Origin of the sequence: Winogradskyella sp. 4-2091 (assembly GCF_045765065.1) — a bacterium.
In the GTDB taxonomy this organism is placed as follows: domain Bacteria; phylum Bacteroidota; class Bacteroidia; order Flavobacteriales; family Flavobacteriaceae; genus Winogradskyella.
This window is the reverse complement of sequence record NZ_JBJKOD010000007.1, coordinates 64315-86296: the sequence shown is the minus strand read 5'-3', so window position 1 is coordinate 86296 and position 21982 is coordinate 64315. Positions and strand designations below refer to the sequence as shown.

The following is a 21982-nucleotide window of genomic DNA, read 5'->3' as shown; positions in this document are numbered from 1 at the left end:
AAAAATAACTGTACTTTTGGCGTTTCAAAAACCGAGCCATACTTTTACAAAAATACATCTAAAAGGATTGCGTACAAATAGATTATACATACTTTTTTCCCTGAGTTTTACAGTGTTTATGAACACTTTGAGCTTCGCCCAAGAATTACCTAAACCTAAGGCTTCAATTCCGGCAGAAAAACCGAAGGATACAACTACAATAGGTATAAGTGATATCGCTAAACTCCCTGTAAACTCAACTGAAACTGACAGCACAGAAAATGACTCTTTAAAAAAGAAAGAGTTTTTAACAGGTATTGTAAAATATAGAGCTGCCGATTATGTTTCTATGAATCAAAGGACACAGAAAATTTATATGTACAATGAAGCCGAAGTGCTTTATGAAGACATGGAAATTAAAGCTGGTGTCATAGAAATTGATTACAGTAAAAATTTAGTCTATGCAGGCCGAATAAAAGATTCGACTGGTTATTCTCAACGACCGGTTTTTACGCAAGGTGCTAATGTCATAGAACCAGATTCTATTGTTTTCAACACAGAAACAAAAAAAGCGCTAGTATTTAATTCTAGAACAGAACAACAAGGCTTTAAAGTCTATTCTCCTATTACTAAAAAGGAGAACGATTCTGTTTACTTTATGAAAAGAGGACGATTTACAACTGCTGAGGATGAAGAAGATCCGGAATACCAATTTGTCACGTCGAAGATGAAATTAGTCCCTAACAAAAAAGTTATTGTAGGACCAACATATATGGAAATCTATGGTGTGCCAACGCCTATTGCATTGCCGTTTGCCTTCTTTCCTATGACTCAAAAGCAAACATCTGGAATTATATTCCCTTCCTTTGGAGAAGATACAGGTAGTGACAGAGGTTATTTTATTCAAAACGGCGGTTATTATTTTGCAATTAGCGACCATTTAGATTTAGCTGTTTTAGGAGATTATTATACCAATGGTAGTTACGGATTGCGAGTAGAAAACAATTACGCAAATCGTTATAGATACCGAGGAAACATAAGCTTTAGATACGAAAATTTATTAGACAGCGAACGTGGATTTTCAGACTTTAGTCAAAGCACTATCTATAACTTGAGATGGTCGCACAGCCAAGACGCAAAAGCCAATCCTAATGCTCGTTTTTCTGCTTCGGTTAACTTAGGAAGTAGCACGTATTATCAAGAATCTGTAAATCAGTTAAATCAATCTAACTTTTTAAACAATACACTTGCCTCTTCTGTTTCTTACTCAAAAACTTTTGTGGGTGAACCACAAGTTAATTTAAGCTTAACAGCATCGCATAGTCAAAATACAAATACTGGAGATATAAATTTAACGTTACCAACCTTACAAACCTCTGTAGGAAGAATTTATCCATTTGCACCAAAGACTGGTTCTAAGAAAGGAATTATTCAAAATGTTAATTTCCAAGTTACGTCTAGAGGTGAATATTCTATAAGTACTAATGACAGTATTTTTGGTAAAAGTGAAATGTTTGATGATGCTAAAGTTGGTATGAAACATAGCTTACCAATAACCACTAATTTTAAAGTTTTTGATTACTTTAGTGTGAGTGCTAATGCTAATTTAGAAGAAAACTGGACGCTTAAAACCGTTAGCAAATATTACGACCAGACAAACGAAGAAGTTGTTACGATAAATCAAAATGGTTTTGATCGTTTTTTAACTTATAATTTTGGTGCTAGCATTGGTACTACCGTTTACGGAATGTACAATTTTGAAAAAGAAGGCAAAGACCCAAAAATACAAGCCATAAGACATGTAGTAAGACCATCTCTAAGTTATTCCATTACACCAGCCTTTGATCAGTATTATGAGACGTATGATGTCGTTGATGCTGATGGAACAACTTCAGTAGAATATACACGTTTTGAAAATTCACTTTACGGAAATCCTAGTAATCGCTACTCTAGTAGTGTAGGCTTATCAATAGGTAATAACCTTGAAGCTAAGATTAAATCTAAAGATTCCACAAAAACAGAACCTGAGAAAGTTTTTATTCTAAATAACCTTAATTTTTCTACTGCTTATGATCTGGCAGCCGATTCACTTAATATAAGCCCTGTAAGAGTGAGTGGCGGAACACAGATTTTGAATAACAAAATGAACATTAACTTTGGGATGACTTTAAATCCCTACGCCTTAGATAGCAATAACAATGTTGTAAATACTTTTAATATTAATAATGGTGGTAGTTTATTTCGTTTAACATCGGCCAATCTAACCATGAGTTATACGCTTTCTAATGATAGTTTTTCAGGCAAAGACACAGAGAGAGACTCGTCATCATCTCGAGAGTCCGTGAGATCAGGAGGGCGAGATGATGACCTTTTTGGAAGAGCTGAAGATTTCGCAGACAAACGACTCTCTGACGACGATAAAGGAGAAGAAAAAGAAAATAATAATGAATTTTATAATTACAAAATACCTTGGAATTTGAGGTTAGCATATTCCGCAAATTATGGCAACACACGTCGTGAAAATGCTATTTCTTCGCATTCACTTATGTTTTCTGGAGACGTGGATTTATCACCTCGTTGGAGTGTCGGAGCCTCCTCTGGTTACGACTTTTTAAATCAAGGATTTACCTATACACAATTACGTTTTGAACGAGATTTAATGAGCTGGCGAATGAATTTTTCTTGGATTCCATTTAGTGATCGTAGTTCTTGGAATTTCTTTATTGGTATAAAATCAAGTATGCTTTCAGATTTAAAATATGATCAGCGTAAACGTGCAGACCGTAGCGTAGGAAATTAATCTGATTTCTAATATCATTTTTCTAATTCAACCCTTTTCATATTTTAATATAGACTTTTTATATCGCTGTTTATTATAAAAAAAATAGATTAAATTTGATGTATTGTTTAACGTAATCAAACGCTCTATTATGAGAGAAATAACATGAAGAAAATAATTCACACAACGAAAGCACCAGCTCCAATAGGACCATATAATCAAGCAGTTTTAACAGGAAACACATTATACACTTCGGGTCAAATTGCGCTTCATCCTGAAACAATGGAACTTGTAATTGACGATATAAAAACCGAGACTAGACAAGTTATGGAAAACATGAAAGCTGTTTTAGAAGCTGCAGATATGACCTTTGAAAACGTTATTAAATCATCTATATTTATTAGTGATATGAATAACTTTAAGCAAATCAATGACGTTTACGGAAAGTATTTTGATGAAGCCACTGCACCAGCTAGGGAAACTGTTGAAGTTGCTAATTTACCAAAATTTGTAAATGTTGAAATTAGCATGATTGCTATAAAGTAAATGTTAATAAAACAAAAACACTTCTGCTTATATAAAGCAAGTATTTATTTGAAAGAATTGTACTTTTGATAGTAACCTTACACTAGCTTCAAACATGCGTATAGAACATGATATTAAATTAGGATTTAAGGATGTAATGATTCGTCCAAAACGTTCTACATTAAAAAGTAGATCACAAGTAACTTTAGAACGTAATTTTACATTTTTAAACAGTACCGCGAATTGGAAAGGCGTGCCAATCATGGCTGCCAATATGGATACTGTTGGTACTTTTGAAATGGCTTTAGAGTTATCAAAACTTAAATTATTTACAGCAATTCATAAACACTATTCAGTTGAAGAATGGAACTCTTTTCTCTCTGATGCGCCAAACGGACTCGAAGATTTTATTGCCATTAGCACTGGTACAGGTAATGAAGATTCTAATAAATTAAAGGCCGTTTTTGAAAGCAATCCTCAATTAAAATTTATATGTATTGATGTAGCCAATGGTTACTCAGAGCATTTTGTAAATTTCGTACAACAGACAAGAAAACTATACCCAGATAAAGTCATTATTGCAGGGAATGTTGTTACTGGTGAAATGGTAGAGCAATTGCTTCTCTCAGGTGCAGATATTGTTAAAGTAGGCATTGGCCCAGGCAGTGTCTGTACTACGCGAGTAAAAACAGGCGTTGGTTATCCACAATTGTCTGCCATTATTGAATGTGCAGATGCCGCGCATGGTTTGGGTGGACAAATAATTAGTGATGGTGGTTGTGCTACTCCTGGAGATGTTGCTAAAGCATTTGGCGCAGGCGCAGATTTTGTAATGCTTGGTGGTATGTTTTCTGGCCATACTCAAAGTGGTGGTAAAGTTATTACGCGTAACGGTAAACAATACAAACAATTTTATGGGATGAGCTCTTCTACAGCCATGGATAAGTATGTTGGTGGTGTTGCTGAGTATAGAGCTAGTGAAGGGAAAACTGTTGAAGTTCCGTATAAAGGTGATGTAAAAAACACTTTGCAAGACATTTTAGGTGGCTTGAGAAGTACCTGCACATATGTTGGTGCTGAGCGATTAAAGGAGTTAACTAAGCGTACTACTTTTATTCGAGTAGCAGAACAAGAAAACCAAGTTTACAATAAGTAGACTTGACTTATTTACAAACACATATCGCTTGAAACTAAAAAAACAAGACTTAAAAGATTTTCTAGACGAGAAAGTTATTCTCTATAACAGTCCAAAATTTATTGATAGTGATCCTATACAGATTCCTCATCAATTTTCTAAAAAAGAAGATATAGAAATTTCTGCATTCTTAACGGCTACAATCGCTTGGGGAAACAGAAAAAGTATTATTAATAATGCACATCGCATGATGGAATTGCTAGACCACTCCCCCTTTGAGTTTGTTATGCAGCATCAAGATTCGGACTTAGAACGATTTAATGGATTTGTTCACAGAACGTTTAATAGTGATGATTTAATGCAGTTTGTAAAAAGCCTGAGACACATATATCAACAACATAAAGGTTTAGAAGCTCTATTTGCAAAATATGCTGATACAGCTTCTCTTCAAAATAGTATTCATCAGTTTAAAAATGTGTTTTTTGAACAACCACATTTAGAACGTACTAAAAAACACATTAGCGACCCCTTTAAAAACTCCGCAGCCAAACGCATTAACATGTTTCTTCGTTGGATGGTTAGAGCGGATACTAAAGGTGTAGATTTTGGAATTTGGAATTCACTCTCACCATCGCAATTAAGTTGTCCTTTAGATGTACACTCTGGAAATGTAGCTAGAAAATTAGGACTATTAAATCGCAAGCAAAATGATGGTAAAGCCTTAGCAGAATTAGACAAATCATTGAGGCAATTAGACCCAAAAGATCCCGTTAAGTATGATTTTGCTCTTTTTGGATTAGGTGTTTTTGAAGGTTTTTAAATCTAAGAACAGCGTATAAAAAAAGGTTTCCACATTGGAAACCCTTTTTTTTATTATGAATTGAAGTATTTTAAATTAGCCCTTTAACCAAGCTGATTTTAATGCTTTTTGACTTTCAGTTGCGTTTTCATCATCCATCAATTTCTCCTCAGATGCATACGCTTTGGTTAACGTTGCTTTTATTAGAATTGGCTTTCCATCACGTTCTAAGTCCATTGTTATTTCTTGACCTTCTTGCCACCCAAACATACCACCAATAACACCTTGCGCATTAGCTAACGTTAAATCAGTTCCATTCACTTTCTTAATTACATCTCCAGCTAAAACACCTTGCGATTTCCAGAACGAATTCTTCTCAACCATTGGAGAAAAGAAAATGATACCTTTTTCTTGATCTCCATCAAAGATCACATTTTGGCCTCCTGCAAAAATATAGTTCGTTTCTACTTGAGATGCTCCCATTTTTAAACCTGCCATTGCAAAAAATTCTTCGTAATTAATTGGCACATCTCCTTCTACATGCGTTTTTAAAAATTCACCAACACTTGGGTAGGTCATTGCCGTAATTTCTGCAATCAATTTATCATCTTCAAAAGGCTTTTCTTTTCCATATTTTGCAGATAATTCTTTCATTAGAGAAAGCATACTTCTGTTTCCATCACTTTCTTTTCGCATTAAAATATCAATACACATACCTATTAATGCGCCTTTCATGTACACATTGTAATACTGATCAGCGTATGGTTCCTCTAATACGTTTTCACTCATAATGGTAAAACTCATAGCATCATCTAAACGCGATCTAGAAATATTTATTTTAGACTGCATTGTGTTAAAAAATGTTGCCTCATCAACTAATCCTTCAAATACTTGAAAGTGTTGTGCAAAATATTCTGTTACACCTTCATACATCCATAAATGCTTAGAAAATGTAGGTTTGTTATAATCAAAGTAATGTACATCTTCAGAATGCACAGATAATGGTGTTACAATATGAAAAAACTCATGTGCAACAACATCAATCATTGATGCTTTTAAAGCTTCTAACGGACTGTTTTCACTAAATACAACCACTGTAGATGTATGATGTTCTAACGCTCCAAAACCTTTTGGCGACGTTTCATCTCCTCGCGACAAATACACATAAATATCATATCGTGGTGTACTGTTTACATCCCCTAAATAGCTCTTTTGAGCTTCCATCATTTTGTAAACTGTTTCTTTTAAGCTTGCTGCAGTATGTTTTCCTGTAGGCGAATAAAGACTCAAAACAATTTTAATATCGCCAACCATAAATTCTTCAACATCTAATTTTCCATACATCATTGGGTTGTCTGTTATATCAAAATAACGTTGTGCAAAATAACTACTCGTTATAACCGTTCCGTTATCGCTAGACTTTACACCTTTATCTTCTAAAGCAGACGTTCTAGCAAAATTTGCTGGTCCTGTTACATCTAAAGCATATTGATTATTCTTTAAAGAATCAAAATAACCTATAAAACCATGAAGATTTAAAACATAATTTTCTTCTTCAATATTAGTACCTGCTGGCGAAAAAGGTTGCTCTCCTCCTATACCACCAGTAGTTTCAATATCAAATGTATCGTTTACATAATATTGAATTTTATCTAATTTAGTTGCATCTGCAATAGTCCAAGTATTAGTATCTACCTTAGTTACTGTTAACTCATTTCCTTCATAATCTAAAGCTTTAAAGTCATCAACATACTTACCAAAGTCACTAACGGAATAGGTTCCTTGTACCACTCTTGGTAATCTATAAGTTACTGTTTCGGTTGTAAAACGACCTGGATTTATTGTTACAGGTACTCTATCATTATCTACAGCTGTTAAATCTAATACTGTAACAATAGGATTGCTAATTGCTAAATCATCTACCGTTGGTTTTGCAGATCCACAACCTACCAAAACAACACTTAAGCCAAGTATGGCTAAATAATTCTTCATGTTTAAATTTTTAATTTTTTTATAAGACCCACAAATCTACAATGTGTTACTATTAAAAACCTAAAGGTTTTGTTAAATTCGCAATATGTCACAACCTTTAGTTAGTATTTTAATTCCCTTTAAAAACACAGAAGCCTTTATTGCTGAGTGTATTCAGTCCGTTTTACATCAGACTTACAACAATTGGGAAGCTATTTTTATTGATGATAATTCCGATGATAAATCGTACAAAATAGTCCAAAATTATACTAAAACAGATTCTAGACTTAAAGTTTACAAGAATAATAACTCAGGAATTATAGAAGCCTTAAAAACGGCCTATTCTAATAGTTCTGGCAGCTATATTACCAGAATGGATAGTGATGATATTATGACACCTATCCGACTTGAAACAATGGTTGCTAATCTTGAAGCCCATGGCAAAGGACATTTAGCCGTTGGCCAAGTTAAATATTTTAGAGCAGACGGACTTAGTGATGGTTTTGCGCGTTATGAAACTTGGCTGAATCAACTGACAATTACAGGTTCTAATTATTCTGAAATTTATAAAGAATGTGTCATTCCATCACCTTGCTGGATGCTTAGTAGAGAAGATTTTGAAGCTTGTAACGGATTTAACTCTGAGATTTATCCTGAAGATTACGATTTAGCATTCCGGTTTTATAAGGCAAAATACGCCTGTATTCCTTGCAATAAAGTATTACTGCATTGGCGAGATTACAGTACAAGAACTTCAAGAACCCACGAGCATTATGCAGAGAATTCCTTTTTAGACCTAAAAGTGAAATACTTTTTAGAATTGAATTACGATGCCTCTAGACCATTAGCCATTTGGGGCGCAGGACACAAAGGAAAAACCTTAGCCAAAATATTATTGACACAACAGATTCCGTTTTATTGGATATGCGATAATCCAAAGAAAATAGGAAAACATATTTACGACCAAGAGCTCTATAATTTTGATTATTTAGCTGAACTTAAAAACCCTCAAAGTATTGTAACTGTTGCCAACACCAAAGCACAAGAAGAAATAACTCAGTATTTTGAAACTCAAAAGATGCAATCGATGATTGATTATTACTTTTTCTGTTAAATTTCTCAGAAGCTGAACGAGGTTATCTCTAATGATTATTTATATTTGAACAATGCCGACCTGCTAGGTTTTTGAAACATAATTATTCGTAAGAATATACTATTTTCAACGGTCTAACGTCGCACCTCTAAAGTCCCCTCAAGGGGACAATTAATAAAAAAAATCTTTCAGTTTTTTTTATTCGCAATAGTGAGACTGTCCCCTTGAGGGGACTTTAGGGGTGTAAACAAATGAAAAATAAAGCATCAAAAGTTTAAAAACAAACAGATAACAACAACGCATGCAGTTTAAAAATCCCGAATTACTTTACGCACTTTTTCTGCTGGTTATTCCTATTCTTATACATTTATTTCAGCTTCGTCGTTTTCAGAAAGTTGAATTTACCAATGTTAAGTTTTTAAAGTCTGTAAAGCTACAAACACGTAAAAGTTCTCAGTTAAAAAAATGGATTACGCTTTTTACGAGAATGCTACTTTTAGCTTGTGCTATCATTGCGTTTGCACAACCTTATATACCAAATACAGAAGCGTTTAATGAAACTCAAGAAACCGTTATTTACTTAGACAATTCCTTTAGTATGGAAGCCACTGGCAGCAACGGAACCTTACTTAATGCATCCATACAAGATATTATAAATACATTGCCAGAAGATGAAAAAATTAGTCTTTTCACTAACGATAAAACCTTTAGAAACACAACCGTTAAAGCCTTAAAAAACGATTTAATTCAATTAACATATTCACCAAACCAACTTAACTATGATGCGGTTTATTTAAAAGGAAAACAGTTATTCTCTAACACAGGTACTTCAACAAAGAATTTAGTTTTGGTGTCTGATTTTCAGCAAAAAGGCAATCTTTTAAATTTTGAAAAAGATTCTACGGTTCAACTAAAATTAGTGCAACCAAAATCGACATTGGTTTCCAACATTAGTATAGACAGCGTTTATGTTTCTAATTCTACTTCTGAAACTTTAGATTTAAACGTAAAATTATCTAACCAAGCGGAACCAGTTGACAACGTTACCATTTCTTTATTTAATGATGATGTGTTACTTACAAAAAGCGCAGTGTCTATAGATGACGATGCAGAAACCATTTTTACAATTGCCAACAATAAAGCCATTAATGGTAAAATAACAATTGAAGATGCAGGTTTGCAATATGATAACACCTTCTTCTTTAATATTAATACAAAACCAAAAATTAAAGTTTTAGCGATTAACGAAACTGCAGATGATTCGTTTCTAAATCGGATTTATACTGAAGATGAATTCGACTTTAAAAGTTTCAAATTAAACGCACTTAATTTTAATTTAATTCCTGAACAAAACCTTATTATTCTCAATGAATTAAACAACATTTCTAATGCTTTAAAAACAGCCTTAATGGCGTTTAGAAATGATGGTGGTAAATTATTAATTATTCCCTCAAGTAAAATTGATTTAAATTCTTATAATCAAACACTTAAAAACTTAAATATTAGTGCTTTTTCTAACCGAAATACGAATAAAAAACGGATAACAAGCATCAATTATAATCATCCACTTTTGGCTAATGCATTTTACTCTAAAGTGACTAATTTTCAATATCCAAAGGTTGAAACATCATATAGTTTTGCTTCAAATTCTAATAACGTTTTATCTTACGAGAATGGTTCGCCTTTTTTAGTTGGAAACATTAATACTTACGCTTTTTCTTCAGCAATAAATTCTGATAATTCAAACTTTAAAAATTCACAATTAATTATTCCTGTGTTGTATAATTTAGGCTTACAGAGTTTAAAATTATCGCAATTGTATTACACTATTGGCCAACCCAATTCTATTGCTATTCAAACAACCATTGGACAAGATGATATATTAACTTTAGATGCTAAAGAAACTTCTGTAATTCCGCTTCAAAAAACATATAGTAAATCGGTTGTTATAGAAACTGACGATTTCCCAAATGTAGCAGGAATTTTAAACGTTAAGAACAAAGAAAACGTTCTCGAAAACCTCAGTTTTAATTACAACAGAGCAGAAAGTAACCTTAATTATTACGATTTAAATGCTTTTACTGAAACAGATGTAGAAACGAGTTTAGCAACCACAATTAATAATATAAAAAGTGACACAAGTATTAATGCGTTATGGAAATGGTTTGTTATTTTTGCATTAATATTTCTAATAATTGAAATGTTACTTCTAAAATATCTTAAATGAACGCACTCATAAAATCTGCAACCATCGTTGATTCTAAAAGTGATTTTCACAATGAAACGGTTGATATTTTAATTGAAAAAGGTCGTATTTCCAAGATTTCAAAACGCATATCCAATCCCAATAATTACAAAGAAATTAAACTAGACAATTTGCATGTTTCGCAAGGTTGGTTTGATAGTAGTGTATCTTTCGGCGAACCTGGTTATGAAGAACGCGAAATCATTAGTAACGGTTTAAAAACTGCTGCCAATTCTGGTTTTACTGCTGTGGCCTTAAATGCCAATTCTAATCCTGTAATTGACAGTTATGCAGACATTACGTTTGTAAAATCTAAAGCACAAGATAATGCCGTTAGCCTCTATCCTATTGGTGCTTTGACACAAGGCAGCCAAAGTGAAGATTTAGCGGAGTTGTTTGATATGACTAATGCTGGCGCTGTCGCTTTTTACGATTACCAAAAGCCAATTTGCAATCCTAACTTAATGAAAATTGCATTGCAATACGCGAGTAATTTTGATGGTTTAGTATGTTCTTTTCCTCAAGAATCTAAAATTTCTGGTCTTGGTGTTGCCAACGAACATATTAATAGTACCAAATTAGGTCTAAAAGGAAATCCGGCTTTAGCGGAAGAATTGCAAGTCGCAAGAGATTTATTTTTGTTAGAATATACCGAAGGCAAACTACACATACCAACAATTTCTACAGCAAAATCAGTAGAATTGATACGAGCAGCGAAAGCTAAAAAGTTAAATGTAACCTGCAGTGTGGCTGTCCATAACCTTATGTTTACAGATGACGTTTTACATAGTTTTGACACCAACTACAAAGTATTGCCACCTTTAAGAACACAAACAGATTGTGATGCCTTAGTTGAAGGTTTAAAAGACGGCACTATTGATATGGTTACTACTGACCATAACCCAATTGATATTGAAGACAAGAAGATAGAATTCGATTATGCTAAATACGGAACTATTGGTTTAGAATCTGCTTTTGGAGCGTTACAAACGTTATTTACAACTAAGAAGACAATTAGTCTTTTAACCCAAGGAAAATCGAGGTTTGGTGTTGCTGAAACTACAATAAACGAAGGCGAATTAGCCGATTTAACTTTATTTAATCCAGATACTTCTTATGAGTTTTGTAAAAGCGATATTACCTCTCGCTCTAAGAATAGCATGTTTTTAAGAACTGAATTAAAAGGGAATACATATGGCATTATTGCCAACAATAAAATTGCATTAAAATAATGGATAAAAATACAATAGACGAAGGCAAAACTTTAGGTTTAGTAGCTTACTTAACTTTATTTGGTACGTTGATTGCCTTTTTTATGAACCAAGACAAAAAGAATCCGTTTACGGCATTTCATATAAGACAAGGATTAGGCTTAGGTATTCTTTATATGATTATTGCTTTTCTTGTCAGTAGTATGGATAGCATGATGGTAAGCATGTCTTTTTGGATTTTCTTTTCAATTTTATATTTCTATGGTTTAATAGGAGCTATTTCTGGAAAGATGAATAAAATTCCATTAATTGGAGATGTGTTTCAAAATGTATTTAAATCCATTGGTCAATAATTATGTCTAAACTACACTATATCACAAGACCTTCTTCTTTAAAAGAAAACGCACCACTTTTAATTATGTGCCATGGTTACGGAAGTGACGAAAATGATTTATTTTCTTTTGCTTCAGAATTGTCAGAAGAATTAATGATAATTTCTTTAAGAGCACCTTACGCTATGCAACCATACGGAAATGCATGGTATGCTATAAATTTTGATGCTGATAAAGGAAAATGGAGTGATAACGAACAAGCTAAAGAGTCAGTGGATAAAATCGCCGAATTTATAGATTATGCTTGTAATACCTATGCTGTGGATTCTAAAAATGTAACCTTATTAGGATTTAGTCAAGGGACTATTTTAAGCTATGCTGTGGCACTGACGTATCCTGATAAAATTAGAAACATTGTGGCTTTAAGTGGTTATGTTAATGAAGATATTATACCTAAATCAATAAATAAAGCAGACGTTTCTCATCTTAACTTCTTCTGTTCTCATGGTTCCGTAGACCAAGTCATTCCGGTAGATTGGGCACAGAAAGCGCCTGTGTTTTTAAAAGCTTTAGATGTTAATCATGTGTATTCTGAATATCCTGTAGGACATGGTGTTGCACCTCAGAATTTTTATGATTTAAAAGATTGGTTAAAAAACCATATTTAATCTGAAATAATTAGGTTTGAAAACGCACATAAATCACTAATTACAATAAGTGTATACTCTGAATCTCTGAAACTAATTAACTGATGGATACATTAAATACTCTACCAATTTGTATTTAAGCTGATTTTGTTCATCAATCTCGTAACTCACAAAAATTTCGCCCCAAAATTCGCCGTCCGTGAAATTAGCAATGATCCATTTGTGATTTAAAACTCTAATTTTATTAATTAAAAGTTTAGATTCCGTCATAGAAACGTAAGGCACTATAGGATGGTCATCACCTTCGTAGTCATTCATATTATATAATCCCTCTATGATTGCAGGAATCAATTTCTCTGTATCATAACCTTGTGCTTCAAAATATGTCAATGCATCCTCATTGCCATCAATATTAAAATAACTCATTTCAAAATTTTGCTCCTCCATCGCTTTAATGGTCGCTTCACTCTCTTTAAGTTGCGATTTCACTTTAACAATATCTACCTCATATTTATCTAATATGTTTTTAGAATTTACATATTGAAAAATGAGCAAAAGCACAGTGAAAATGAATAAATACATTAAAATTTTATTCTTCATATCTATATTGAAATTTGTAAGTTATCGTAAGCTAAAAAAACGTTTTTTGGTAAGTTTTGTTGTACATCATCATGAAAACCCAAATAATGACTCACATGTGTTAAATAAGCTCGTTTAGGTTTTACTTTATCAATAAACTCTAAGGCTTCCGCTAAGTTAAAATGTGAAATATGTTCTTTAATGCGTAGAGCATTAATCACTAAAACCTCTAAATTTTGAAGTTTCTCCATTTCTTCATCACTCACCGTTTTCATATCGGTTAAGTATGCAAAATTATGAAATCGATAACCAAAAACCTGAAGCTTATAATGCAAACCTTCAATAGGCATAACATTAATATTACCCGCTAAGAAAGGCTCATTTTTTACATAATGCTTTGTAACACTTGGTACACCAGGATATTTTTTACCAGTAGTAAAAATATAATCAAAACGTTTTTCTAAGGATTCAAAAACGCGTTGATGCGCATATAAGTCTATATCGCCTTGTCTAAAAAAGAAAGGGCGAATATCATCTAAACCCATTGTATGATCTGCATGCTCGTGTGTAAAAATAACGCCATCGATTTTCGCTACTTGAGCACGTAGCATTTGCTGCCTAAAATCTGGTCCGCAATCAATAACATATGTGAAATTATCCCATTCTACCAAAACAGATACACGTAAGCGCTTATCTTTTGGGTTATCACTTAAGCAAACAGGATGATCACTTCCTATGATAGGAATTCCTTGTGATGTGCCTGTCCCTAAAAATGTAATTTTCAATGTAAATTGGTTTAAAACAAAAATAAACTTATTTTTTTGTTTGCAATAGTAAATTAATACCTTTGCGAAAACGATGTAATCCCAATTCTATGAAGGAAATAACGTATAAAGGTGATGCTTTAATTGAAAATATTCCATCACTAAAAGACAAAGCCTTACGTATTAATCTTAATGCTGATATTTATGGTACCTTTTCTGAGATTGGTGCAGGACAAGAAACCGTGCGTCATTTCTTTAGAGCAGGTGGAGCTTCTGGTACTATTGCAAAGGCAATGTCTGCTTACGATAAAGACTTTAGCGATGCCATTTATGGAATTGAAGATGATAAACGTTATGTAACTGAGGCCAGACTTAGAAAAATGCTAAATCATGAAGTACGTTTAATGGAAGAACGTATTACTAGAGATAACAATCCTAATAAAATTTTCTTCTCTTACGCTAATACAGTAGCCACGATTGATTTTGCAAAAAAATACAAAGGTCATGGTTGGGTTGGTATTAAATACCAAGTTGGACCAAATGAAGAGTACAACGATATAATTTTACATGTTCGTTTTAAAGAAACAGATGCACGTTTACAACAAGAAACTTTAGGTAAATTAGGTACAAACTTAATTTATGGTGCGTTCTACAAATACAATCAACCACGTAAATTATTACGATATTTATACGATCATTTAGATAAAGATCAACTAGAAATTGATACCATTAATTTCTCAGGTCCTGTTTTTAAAGATGTAGATAACCGATTAATGAGTTTACAACTGGTTAAAAACGGAATGACAGATGCCGTAATGTTTGCGCCAGATGGTAATAACGTTTTGCCTGCGCGTGTACTTTATAAAAAGAACATTTTAACGCTTAGAGGAAGTTTTAGACCTGTAACTAAAGTAAATATGGACATGCTAGAAAAATCTCTAGAAATGTTTGTAAAAGAAAATAAGGTTGAAAAAGAAAAAACTCAAGTTGTCTTTGAAATTACGCTATCTAACTTAAGAGCAGAAGGAGAAATTGACGAGCAAGATTTTATGGATCGTGCAAAATTACTATGTTCATTAGGTCAAACTGTTTTAATTTCCAATTTCCAAGAATATTACAAATTAGTGGAATATTTCTCTCAATATTCTAGAGCTCGTATGGGCTTAGCAATGGGTGTAAATAATTTAGTGGATATATTTGATGAAAAATATTATCGCCATTTAAGTGGTGGTATTCTTGAAGCCTTCGGTAAATTATTTTATAAAGATTTACGCGTTTACCTATATCCTATGCAAAATAAGGATGGTAGTTTAACTACAAGTGAAAACCTTAAAGTACATCCACGTATGAAAGAATTATACAAATTCTTTAAATACAATGGAAAGGTTGTGGATATCGCTGATTTTGATACATCTAATTTAACCGTATTCTCGAGAACTGTTCTTAAAATGATTGCAAATAATGATAATGGTTGGGAACCTATGTTACCAGAAGGTGTTGCAAAACTAATTAAAGAGAAAAGCTTATTTGGTTGTGAATCTGAAGAGGTTATACACAAAAACTAAGCTAAATTAATATTAATAAAAAAAGCGTATTGAAAATTTCAATACGCTTTTTTTATTATTTGCTTTATTTAAATTATTGCTTAGTGTATTTAGCAATGCATGGTTCTATACATGGATAATATATCTTAAGTGTATTACCATTAATCTCATAATTAAAATTTAAGATAACCGTCAAATCACTGCATCCAACAGGTGTAATAGTCGAATCAGTTTCAGAATAAAAACCCTCAGAAGGATTCTCAATTGAACCTGTCATTTCACAAATATTTCCATTACTAGTAAACGTATCTTCACCTAAAAAAGTAATCATTTTTTCACTATCTACATCTTGAAAAGTTCCATTTCCATCTCCTGGATCTACCAATATCTCTATCAGTTTCCAATTCCCAATTAAATCTGCATCTTCTGTATCATCATCACTACATGACACTAAAACCATGATTGCCAATAAGGTGTAAACTAATTTTCTCATATATCTATTTATTTAGTAGATTCAAAAGACTACAAAAGGTTGCGCTGATATTTCAATTATTTTAAAAAAAAATCTAAACATCCAAAATCTGCTCAGCATGAGCCTTGGTCTTAACTTTAGAAATAACATCTGTTAAAACACCATTTTCATCAATTACAAAAGTTGTTCTATGAATTCCATCATATTCTTTTCCCATAAATTTCTTAGGTCCCCAAACTCCAAAAGCCTCAATTACAGCCTTGTCTTCATCTGCTAATAAAGGATATTGAAATCCATATTTATTTTTAAAATTAGATTGACGTTTAGCACTATCTGCACTTACGCCCAGAATTTCATAGCCTAAAGACTGAAAACGCTCAAAATTATCATTAAGATTACAAGCCTCTGCAGTACAACCAGGTGTACTTGCTTTTGGGTAAAAGAATACCACTAATTTCTTTCCTTTATAATCCGATAATGAAATAGAATTGCCTTGCTCATCTAATGCCGTAAAATTTGGAGCCTTATCTCCTACTTTTAAATGTGTCATATTGTGTAAATTTGTATTTCTGTAAAAATACAATAATGACCAAACAAGAAAAAGTAGATTTTGTTATAGAAACATTAAATAAACTCTATCCTACAATTCCGATTCCTTTAGATCATAAAGATCCTTATACTTTATTAATTGCTGTTTTAATGTCTGCACAAAGTACTGATGTTAGAGTCAATAAAATAACACCACTTTTATTTGAGCGAGCAGACAATCCTTATGACATGATTAAATTAAGTATCGAAGAAATTAGAGAAATTATAAAACCTGTAGGTTTATCACCAATGAAAAGTAAAGGCATACATGGCTTGTCTCAAATTTTAATTGATAAGCATAATGGCGAAGTACCACAAACCTATGAAGCACTAGAGGAATTACCTGCTGTAGGTCATAAAACAGCTGCAGTAGTTTTATCACAAGCTTTTGGCATACCAGCTTTTCCCGTAGATACTCATATCCATCGCTTAATGTATCGTTGGAATTTAACTAACGGAAAAAATGTAGTACAAACAGAAAAAGATGCCAAACGCATTTTTCCAGAAGAACTTTGGAATGATTTGCACTTACAAATCATTTGGTATGGACGAGAATATTCGCCAGCTCGAGGTTGGGATTTGGATAAAGATATAATTACCAAAACTATTGGTAGAAAAACGGTTTTAGACGACTATTATAAAAAGAAGAAGTAATATAAACACGATTTAGTACTGCTAGTATTGGTATAATTATTGTGGTAATAGTTGAAACCACGAACCATGAAAAAGCTATATTTAGTAGTATTGTTCACTTCATTTTTTTCCTGTATATCATTAAGAAAAGCTCCAGAGTATTTTACATACAAATTAGAGGTTGCAAAAAAATTTAAGCGCCAATTTCCTAAAGAGATAGCATATATTTTTGAAGACCCAAAAGCTGCCAATCAATTTTATCAGTATATCGATAAAAAATATCGATTAAATGATAGTAATGTTGGTATAAACGTACCAATTGTAATTGATAATAAAACATTTTATTTTACATATTACGAGGCAGAAATACCTGATAAAAAACTTAATTTATTAGGCTTAGCAATTGACACAGCACGTGCTGCAAATGATAAAGATCCTATTTTTACAAATGGCTATGTAAAGCGCCAAGGACATTGGTTCTTAGCCCTAACTGTATATGATGAAAAAGATAATAACTGTCTAAATAAAACCAATAGTGATAGAAAAATAGTATTAGATTATTTAAAACTTCTACAAAATGAGTATTTAAATAGCCATTCATTATAAACATAAAAAAATCCTGAAACGTTAATTTCAGGAGTTCTTATGCTTTTTAAATTAATTCAGAAGCGCTTCAAACTTCATCTTATTATGACTTATAACACTTAAAGCCTTAGAGTAATTGAGAAGAAACTTTACAGTTTCATCTTTTGGGTTTAGGTTATGCATTTTTTTTGGGGAAGCATTAGAGTAAATTTTTGCCATTTTAATAATTTATCAGTTTATATATAGCAAAAACGGAACTAACTCTACTTTATTGTATCAATTTGTTAAAACAATATTATTCTGTTCAATAACCTTTCGCATATTGATTAGTGCATAACGCATTCTTCCTAATGCTGTATTGATACTAACACCTGTTCTTTCAGAAATTTCTTTAAAACTCATGTCTTGATACATACGCATTAAAAGCACTTGTTTTTGATCTTCTGGTAACTCTTCAATTATACGTCTAACATCAGATTCTACTTGATCCTTTATAATCGATTTTTCTGCATTTAGAGTAGAATCACTTAATACTGAAAAAATACTAAACTCACCTGTGTTATGAAATTTGGGCATTCGTTTGTTTTTTCTAAAGTGATCAATCACTAAATTATGTGCAATTCGCATTACCCATGGTAAAAATTTACCTTCTTCGTTATATTTTCCTCGTTTTAAAGTTCTAATGACTTTAATAAAGGTATCCTGAAAAACATCTTCAGTGACATCTCTATCATAGACTTTAGAATAAATAAAACTGTAAATTTTTTGTTTATGCCTTTCTATTAAAACTGAAAGTGCATTCTCGTTACCTTTAATGTAGTTGCTAACCAACTCTGCGTCCTGGATAAGTTCTTTGTTCATAATAATTACTTTAAAGCTCAATAGATTCCTATTAAGTTTGGGGTTAAAAAGCTGTTTTTTAAAGTAATATTATATTATACGCAGTTGTTTATATAGATGAATAAGTTTCAAATATAACAACAATCATTCCGAAAAAACAAAAAATATGAGTAAAATTTAACATTTTGTCGGATAAACAGCTCCTTTTATAGATGAAATTACTGATAAAATCTACGGTAAATCAGCAAACCCAACAACTAAATATACTAACTATCAATGACTTACAATTATTTTTATTAAATTTTATGATAATTTTAAAAAAATCTTAAAATTTCAATTAATTCTTAAAAAAATATGAATTTGAATTTTGAATGAGTTCTATTACACATTAAGGATGATTTAATTAAGCATAATTTATTCCTTATTTGCTATTATAGTATCTTTGCAAACTTAGATATCCACAATAATCAATGAATAGTACTGTATTAGACGTTAATCCTAAAGAAAACATCATTATTAAAGGTGCAAAATTGCATAACCTTAAAAATATAGATGTTGTAATTCCCAGAAACAAACTGGTTGTTATAACAGGTTTATCAGGATCTGGAAAATCGAGTTTAGCGTTTGATACCCTTTATGCAGAAGGCCAAAGACGATATGTGGAAAGCCTAAGTAGTTATGCACGTCAATTTTTAGGACGATTAAATAAACCTAAAGTAGACTATATAAAAGGTATAGCACCAGCCATTGCCATTGAGCAAAAAGTAAACTCTACGAATCCAAGATCTACTGTTGGTACAACCACAGAAATTTATGATTATCTAAAGTTATTATTTGCCAGAATTGGTAAAACCTACTCACCTATTTCTGGAGAAGAAGTTAAAAAGCATACAGTTTCTGATGTTATTAATTTTATTTCAAAATTTGAAGAACGTTCAAAATTATTACTCTTAGCTCCAATAACTTTAGAAGAAGGTAGAACGATTGAAAACAAACTTCAAACCTTGCAACAACAAGGTTATGCACGTATAAAAGTAAACGATGATGTTGTTAGAATTGATGAAGTCTTAAAAACAAAAATTAAATCAGATAAAAATCTTTTCTTAGTTGTTGATAGAATTGTTTTTAAAAATGACGAAGATTTCCTCAACCGTTTAGCAGATGCTGTTGGTACTGCTTTTTATGAAGGCGTTGGCACATGTATTATAGAATCGCTTGCAGATAATAAACAAACGGTTTTTAATAATAAGTTTGAATTAGATGGTATGTCTTTTTTAGAACCAAACGCACATTTATTCAGCTTTAATAATCCGTATGGTGCTTGCCCTAAATGCGAAGGTTACGGTGATGTTATTGGTATTGATGATGATTTAGTGATACCAAACACAGCACTATCAGTTTATGAAAACGCAATTTTTCCATGGCGAGGTGACTCTATGAGCTGGTATAAAGACCAATTGGTTAATAACTCGCATCATTTTGATTTCCCTATTCACAAGCCTTATTTTAAGTTAACAGATAAGCAAAAAGAGCTCATCTGGAAAGGGAATAAATATTTTGAAGGCTTAGATTCTTTTTTTGCGGAGTTAGAGTCTAAAGCGTATAAAATTCAGAATCGCGTAATGTTGTCTCGTTATCGTGGAAAAACAAAATGTAATGTTTGTAATGGAAAACGTTTGCGTGTAGAAGCTAGTTATGTAAAAATAAATGAAGCTACAATTACAGATTTAGTGGATTTACCTTTAGATGAATTAGCCGTATTTTTCAAAAATCTTAAGCTAAGTGATAGCGATACAAAAATAGCCAAACGTCTTTTAACTGAGATTAATACAAGACTGCAATTTTTAACCAATGTTGGTTTAAACTATTTAACCTTAAACCGAAAATCGAATACACTCTCTGGTGGAGAAAGTCAACGTATTAACTTAGCCACTTCATTAGGAAGTAGTTTAGTGGGTTCTATGTATATATTAGACGAGCCTAGCATTGGTTTGCATCCTAAAGACACCGAACGTCTAATTGAAGTATTAAAATCTTTACGTGATTTAGGTAATACAGTGATTGTTGTAGAGCATGATGAAGATATAATGAAAGCTGCAGATGCCATTATAGATATTGGCCCAGAAGCAGGAACTTTTGGAGGCGAAGTTATGGCTGTAGGTAATTTTAAAGAGATTCTTGCCGCAGACACATTAACTGCAAAATACTTAAATGGTCAACTTGAAATTGAAGTTCCAAAAAAACGTAGAACTTCAAAATACAGTATTGAAGTTGTTGGTGCACGAGAAAACAATCTTCAAAATATAGATGTTACTTTCCCTTTAGAAATGCTAACCGTTATAACAGGAGTTTCTGGTAGTGGAAAAAGTACGTTAATAAAAAAGATTTTATTTCCTGCGATTCAAAAGAAATTAACCGGTTTTAGCGATAAAATTGGTCAAGTTTCAGAAATAAAAGGCAATCATAGTAATATAAAGCATGTGGAGTTTGTAGATCAGAATCCTATTGGTCGTTCGTCGCGTTCTAATCCTGTGACGTATATCAAGGCCTATGATGATATACGTGCCCTGTTTGCATCTCAGAAATTAAGTAAAATAAGAAATTACGCTGCCAAGCATTTTAGTTTTAATGTAGATGGTGGTCGTTGTGAAACTTGTAAAGGTGAAGGCGAAGTAACTATTGAAATGCAGTTTATGGCAGATGTCCATTTAACCTGTGATACTTGTAACGGAAAACGCTTTAAGAAAGAAGTCTTGGAAGTTAAGTTTGATGGAAAATCTATTGATGACATTTTAAATTTAACTATTGATGATGCGCTAGAGTTTTTCAAAACTAATATTGAAACAAAAATTCATAGAAAGTTACAACCGCTTCAAGATGTTGGTTTAGGTTATGTTACTTTAGGCCAATCATCTTCTACTCTATCTGGTGGTGAAGCACAACGTATTAAACTCGCTACTTTTTTAGGAAAAGGAAGTAAAAGTGATAATGCACTCTTCATTTTTGATGAACCTACTACTGGTCTTCATTTTCATGATATCAAAAAATTATTAAAATCATTTCAAGCTTTAATCGCTAAAGGGCATTCTATAATTGTCATTGAGCACAATATTGATCTTATAAAATGTGCTGATTATATTATTGATTTAGGACCAGAAGGTGGAAAACATGGAGGACAACTAGTTGCTGTTGGTACTCCAGAAGACATTGCAAAAGACAAAAATTCTGTAACCGGAAAATATCTTCAAGAGAAACTATAAG

General features: G+C 32.3%; 20 protein-coding genes. 13 read left to right on the top strand and 7 right to left on the bottom strand.

All coding sequences use genetic code 11. The features are described from left to right. Window positions 1-16 precede the first annotated feature (16 nt). The 4 genes from ACJBCC_RS10800 to ACJBCC_RS10785 all read left to right on the top strand — a co-directional run bounded on the left by ACJBCC_RS10800 (window position 17) and on the right by ACJBCC_RS10785 (window position 5238). A complete protein-coding gene (locus ACJBCC_RS10800; RefSeq protein ID WP_407557172.1) occupies window positions 17-2779 on the top strand; it encodes a putative LPS assembly protein LptD in 2763 nt (920 codons plus the stop codon). A 144-nt stretch (window positions 2780-2923) separates the two neighbouring features. Continuing rightward, window positions 2924-3304: a RidA family protein gene (locus tag ACJBCC_RS10795; protein ID WP_299100447.1), complete on the top strand. Its 381-nt coding sequence runs from the start codon at window positions 2924-2926 to the stop codon at window positions 3302-3304. A gap of 94 nt (window positions 3305-3398) precedes the next feature. After that, complete coding sequence (locus tag ACJBCC_RS10790) at window positions 3399-4439, top strand: GMP reductase (protein ID WP_299100448.1); 1041 nt, start codon at window positions 3399-3401, stop codon at window positions 4437-4439. Between the two features lie 28 nt (window positions 4440-4467). Beyond that, on the top strand, window positions 4468-5238 hold the full coding sequence (locus tag ACJBCC_RS10785; RefSeq protein ID WP_299100449.1) for a TIGR02757 family protein: 771 nt from the start codon (window positions 4468-4470) through the stop codon (window positions 5236-5238). A gap of 75 nt (window positions 5239-5313) precedes the next feature. On the opposite strand, the gene ACJBCC_RS10780 is transcribed toward ACJBCC_RS10785, so the two are convergent. Continuing rightward, the gene (locus ACJBCC_RS10780; protein ID WP_407557171.1) at window positions 5314-7209 is read right to left on the bottom strand and encodes a peptidase M61; all 1896 of its coding nucleotides are present in this window, start codon (window positions 7207-7209) and stop codon (window positions 5314-5316) included. A gap of 85 nt (window positions 7210-7294) precedes the next feature. Between ACJBCC_RS10780 and ACJBCC_RS10775 the strand changes: the two genes are divergently transcribed. From ACJBCC_RS10775 to ACJBCC_RS10755, 5 genes are all read left to right on the top strand, one after another. Continuing rightward, complete coding sequence (locus ACJBCC_RS10775) at window positions 7295-8302, top strand: glycosyltransferase family 2 protein (RefSeq protein ID WP_299100451.1); 1008 nt, start codon at window positions 7295-7297, stop codon at window positions 8300-8302. A gap of 280 nt (window positions 8303-8582) precedes the next feature. Continuing rightward, window positions 8583-10508, top strand: coding sequence for a BatA domain-containing protein (locus ACJBCC_RS10770; protein ID WP_407557169.1), 1926 nt, complete (start codon window positions 8583-8585; stop codon window positions 10506-10508). Next, window positions 10505-11758, top strand: coding sequence for a dihydroorotase (locus ACJBCC_RS10765; protein WP_407557168.1), 1254 nt, complete (start codon window positions 10505-10507; stop codon window positions 11756-11758). The genes ACJBCC_RS10770 and ACJBCC_RS10765 overlap by 4 nt, the downstream gene beginning before the upstream one ends. Further along, window positions 11758-12090, top strand: a complete 333-nt coding sequence (locus ACJBCC_RS10760) for a hypothetical protein (RefSeq protein WP_299100454.1) — start codon at window positions 11758-11760, stop codon at window positions 12088-12090. The genes ACJBCC_RS10765 and ACJBCC_RS10760 overlap by 1 nt, the downstream gene beginning before the upstream one ends. Before the next feature lie 2 nt (window positions 12091-12092). Beyond that, a complete protein-coding gene (locus ACJBCC_RS10755) occupies window positions 12093-12737 on the top strand; it encodes an alpha/beta hydrolase (RefSeq protein WP_407557167.1) in 645 nt (214 codons plus the stop codon). Window positions 12738-12809: 72 nt separating this feature from the next. Here ACJBCC_RS10755 and ACJBCC_RS10750 read toward each other — a convergent pair whose 3' ends face one another. Together ACJBCC_RS10750 and ACJBCC_RS10745 are read right to left on the bottom strand one after the other, a co-directional pair. Then, window positions 12810-13316, bottom strand: a complete 507-nt coding sequence (locus tag ACJBCC_RS10750) for a hydrolase (RefSeq protein ID WP_299100456.1) — start codon at window positions 13314-13316, stop codon at window positions 12810-12812. Between the two features lie 2 nt (window positions 13317-13318). Then, a complete protein-coding gene (locus ACJBCC_RS10745; protein WP_299100458.1) occupies window positions 13319-14080 on the bottom strand; it encodes an MBL fold metallo-hydrolase in 762 nt (253 codons plus the stop codon). 89 nt (window positions 14081-14169) lie between these two features. On the opposite strand from ACJBCC_RS10745, the gene ACJBCC_RS10740 reads away from it, so the two are divergent. Further along, entirely contained in the window at window positions 14170-15624 is a 1455-nt protein-coding gene (locus ACJBCC_RS10740; protein ID WP_299100460.1) for a TonB-dependent receptor, read from the top strand. A gap of 73 nt (window positions 15625-15697) precedes the next feature. On the opposite strand, the gene ACJBCC_RS10735 is transcribed toward ACJBCC_RS10740, so the two are convergent. Together ACJBCC_RS10735 and bcp are read right to left on the bottom strand one after the other, a co-directional pair. Next, the gene (locus ACJBCC_RS10735; protein WP_299100462.1) at window positions 15698-16096 is read right to left on the bottom strand and encodes a hypothetical protein; all 399 of its coding nucleotides are present in this window, start codon (window positions 16094-16096) and stop codon (window positions 15698-15700) included. 73 nt (window positions 16097-16169) lie between these two features. Then, window positions 16170-16625 (bottom strand): thioredoxin-dependent thiol peroxidase, encoded by a 456-nt coding sequence (gene bcp / locus ACJBCC_RS10730; RefSeq protein WP_407557166.1) that lies wholly within the window; start codon window positions 16623-16625, stop codon window positions 16170-16172. 35 nt (window positions 16626-16660) lie between these two features. Here bcp and nth point away from each other — a divergent pair, with 35 nt between their 5' ends. Together nth and ACJBCC_RS10720 are read left to right on the top strand one after the other, a co-directional pair. After that, entirely contained in the window at window positions 16661-17317 is a 657-nt protein-coding gene (nth, locus tag ACJBCC_RS10725; RefSeq protein WP_299100466.1) for an endonuclease III, read from the top strand. Between the two features lie 66 nt (window positions 17318-17383). Then, window positions 17384-17902, top strand: coding sequence for a hypothetical protein (locus ACJBCC_RS10720; protein WP_299100468.1), 519 nt, complete (start codon window positions 17384-17386; stop codon window positions 17900-17902). Window positions 17903-17953: 51 nt separating this feature from the next. Here the strand turns inward: ACJBCC_RS10720 and ACJBCC_RS10715 are convergent, their stop codons facing one another. Continuing rightward, window positions 17954-18100, bottom strand: a complete 147-nt coding sequence (locus ACJBCC_RS10715; protein WP_299100470.1) for a hypothetical protein — start codon at window positions 18098-18100, stop codon at window positions 17954-17956. 57 nt (window positions 18101-18157) lie between these two features. Further along, window positions 18158-18742 carry an RNA polymerase sigma factor gene (locus ACJBCC_RS10710; RefSeq protein WP_299100472.1) on the bottom strand — a complete coding sequence of 195 codons (585 nt, stop codon included), beginning with the start codon at window positions 18740-18742 and terminating at the stop codon, window positions 18158-18160. Window positions 18743-19191: 449 nt separating this feature from the next. Here ACJBCC_RS10710 and uvrA point away from each other — a divergent pair, with 449 nt between their 5' ends. After that, window positions 19192-21981, top strand: a complete 2790-nt coding sequence (gene uvrA / locus ACJBCC_RS10705; RefSeq protein ID WP_299100474.1) for an excinuclease ABC subunit UvrA — start codon at window positions 19192-19194, stop codon at window positions 21979-21981. Window position 21982: the final 1 nt, after the last annotated feature.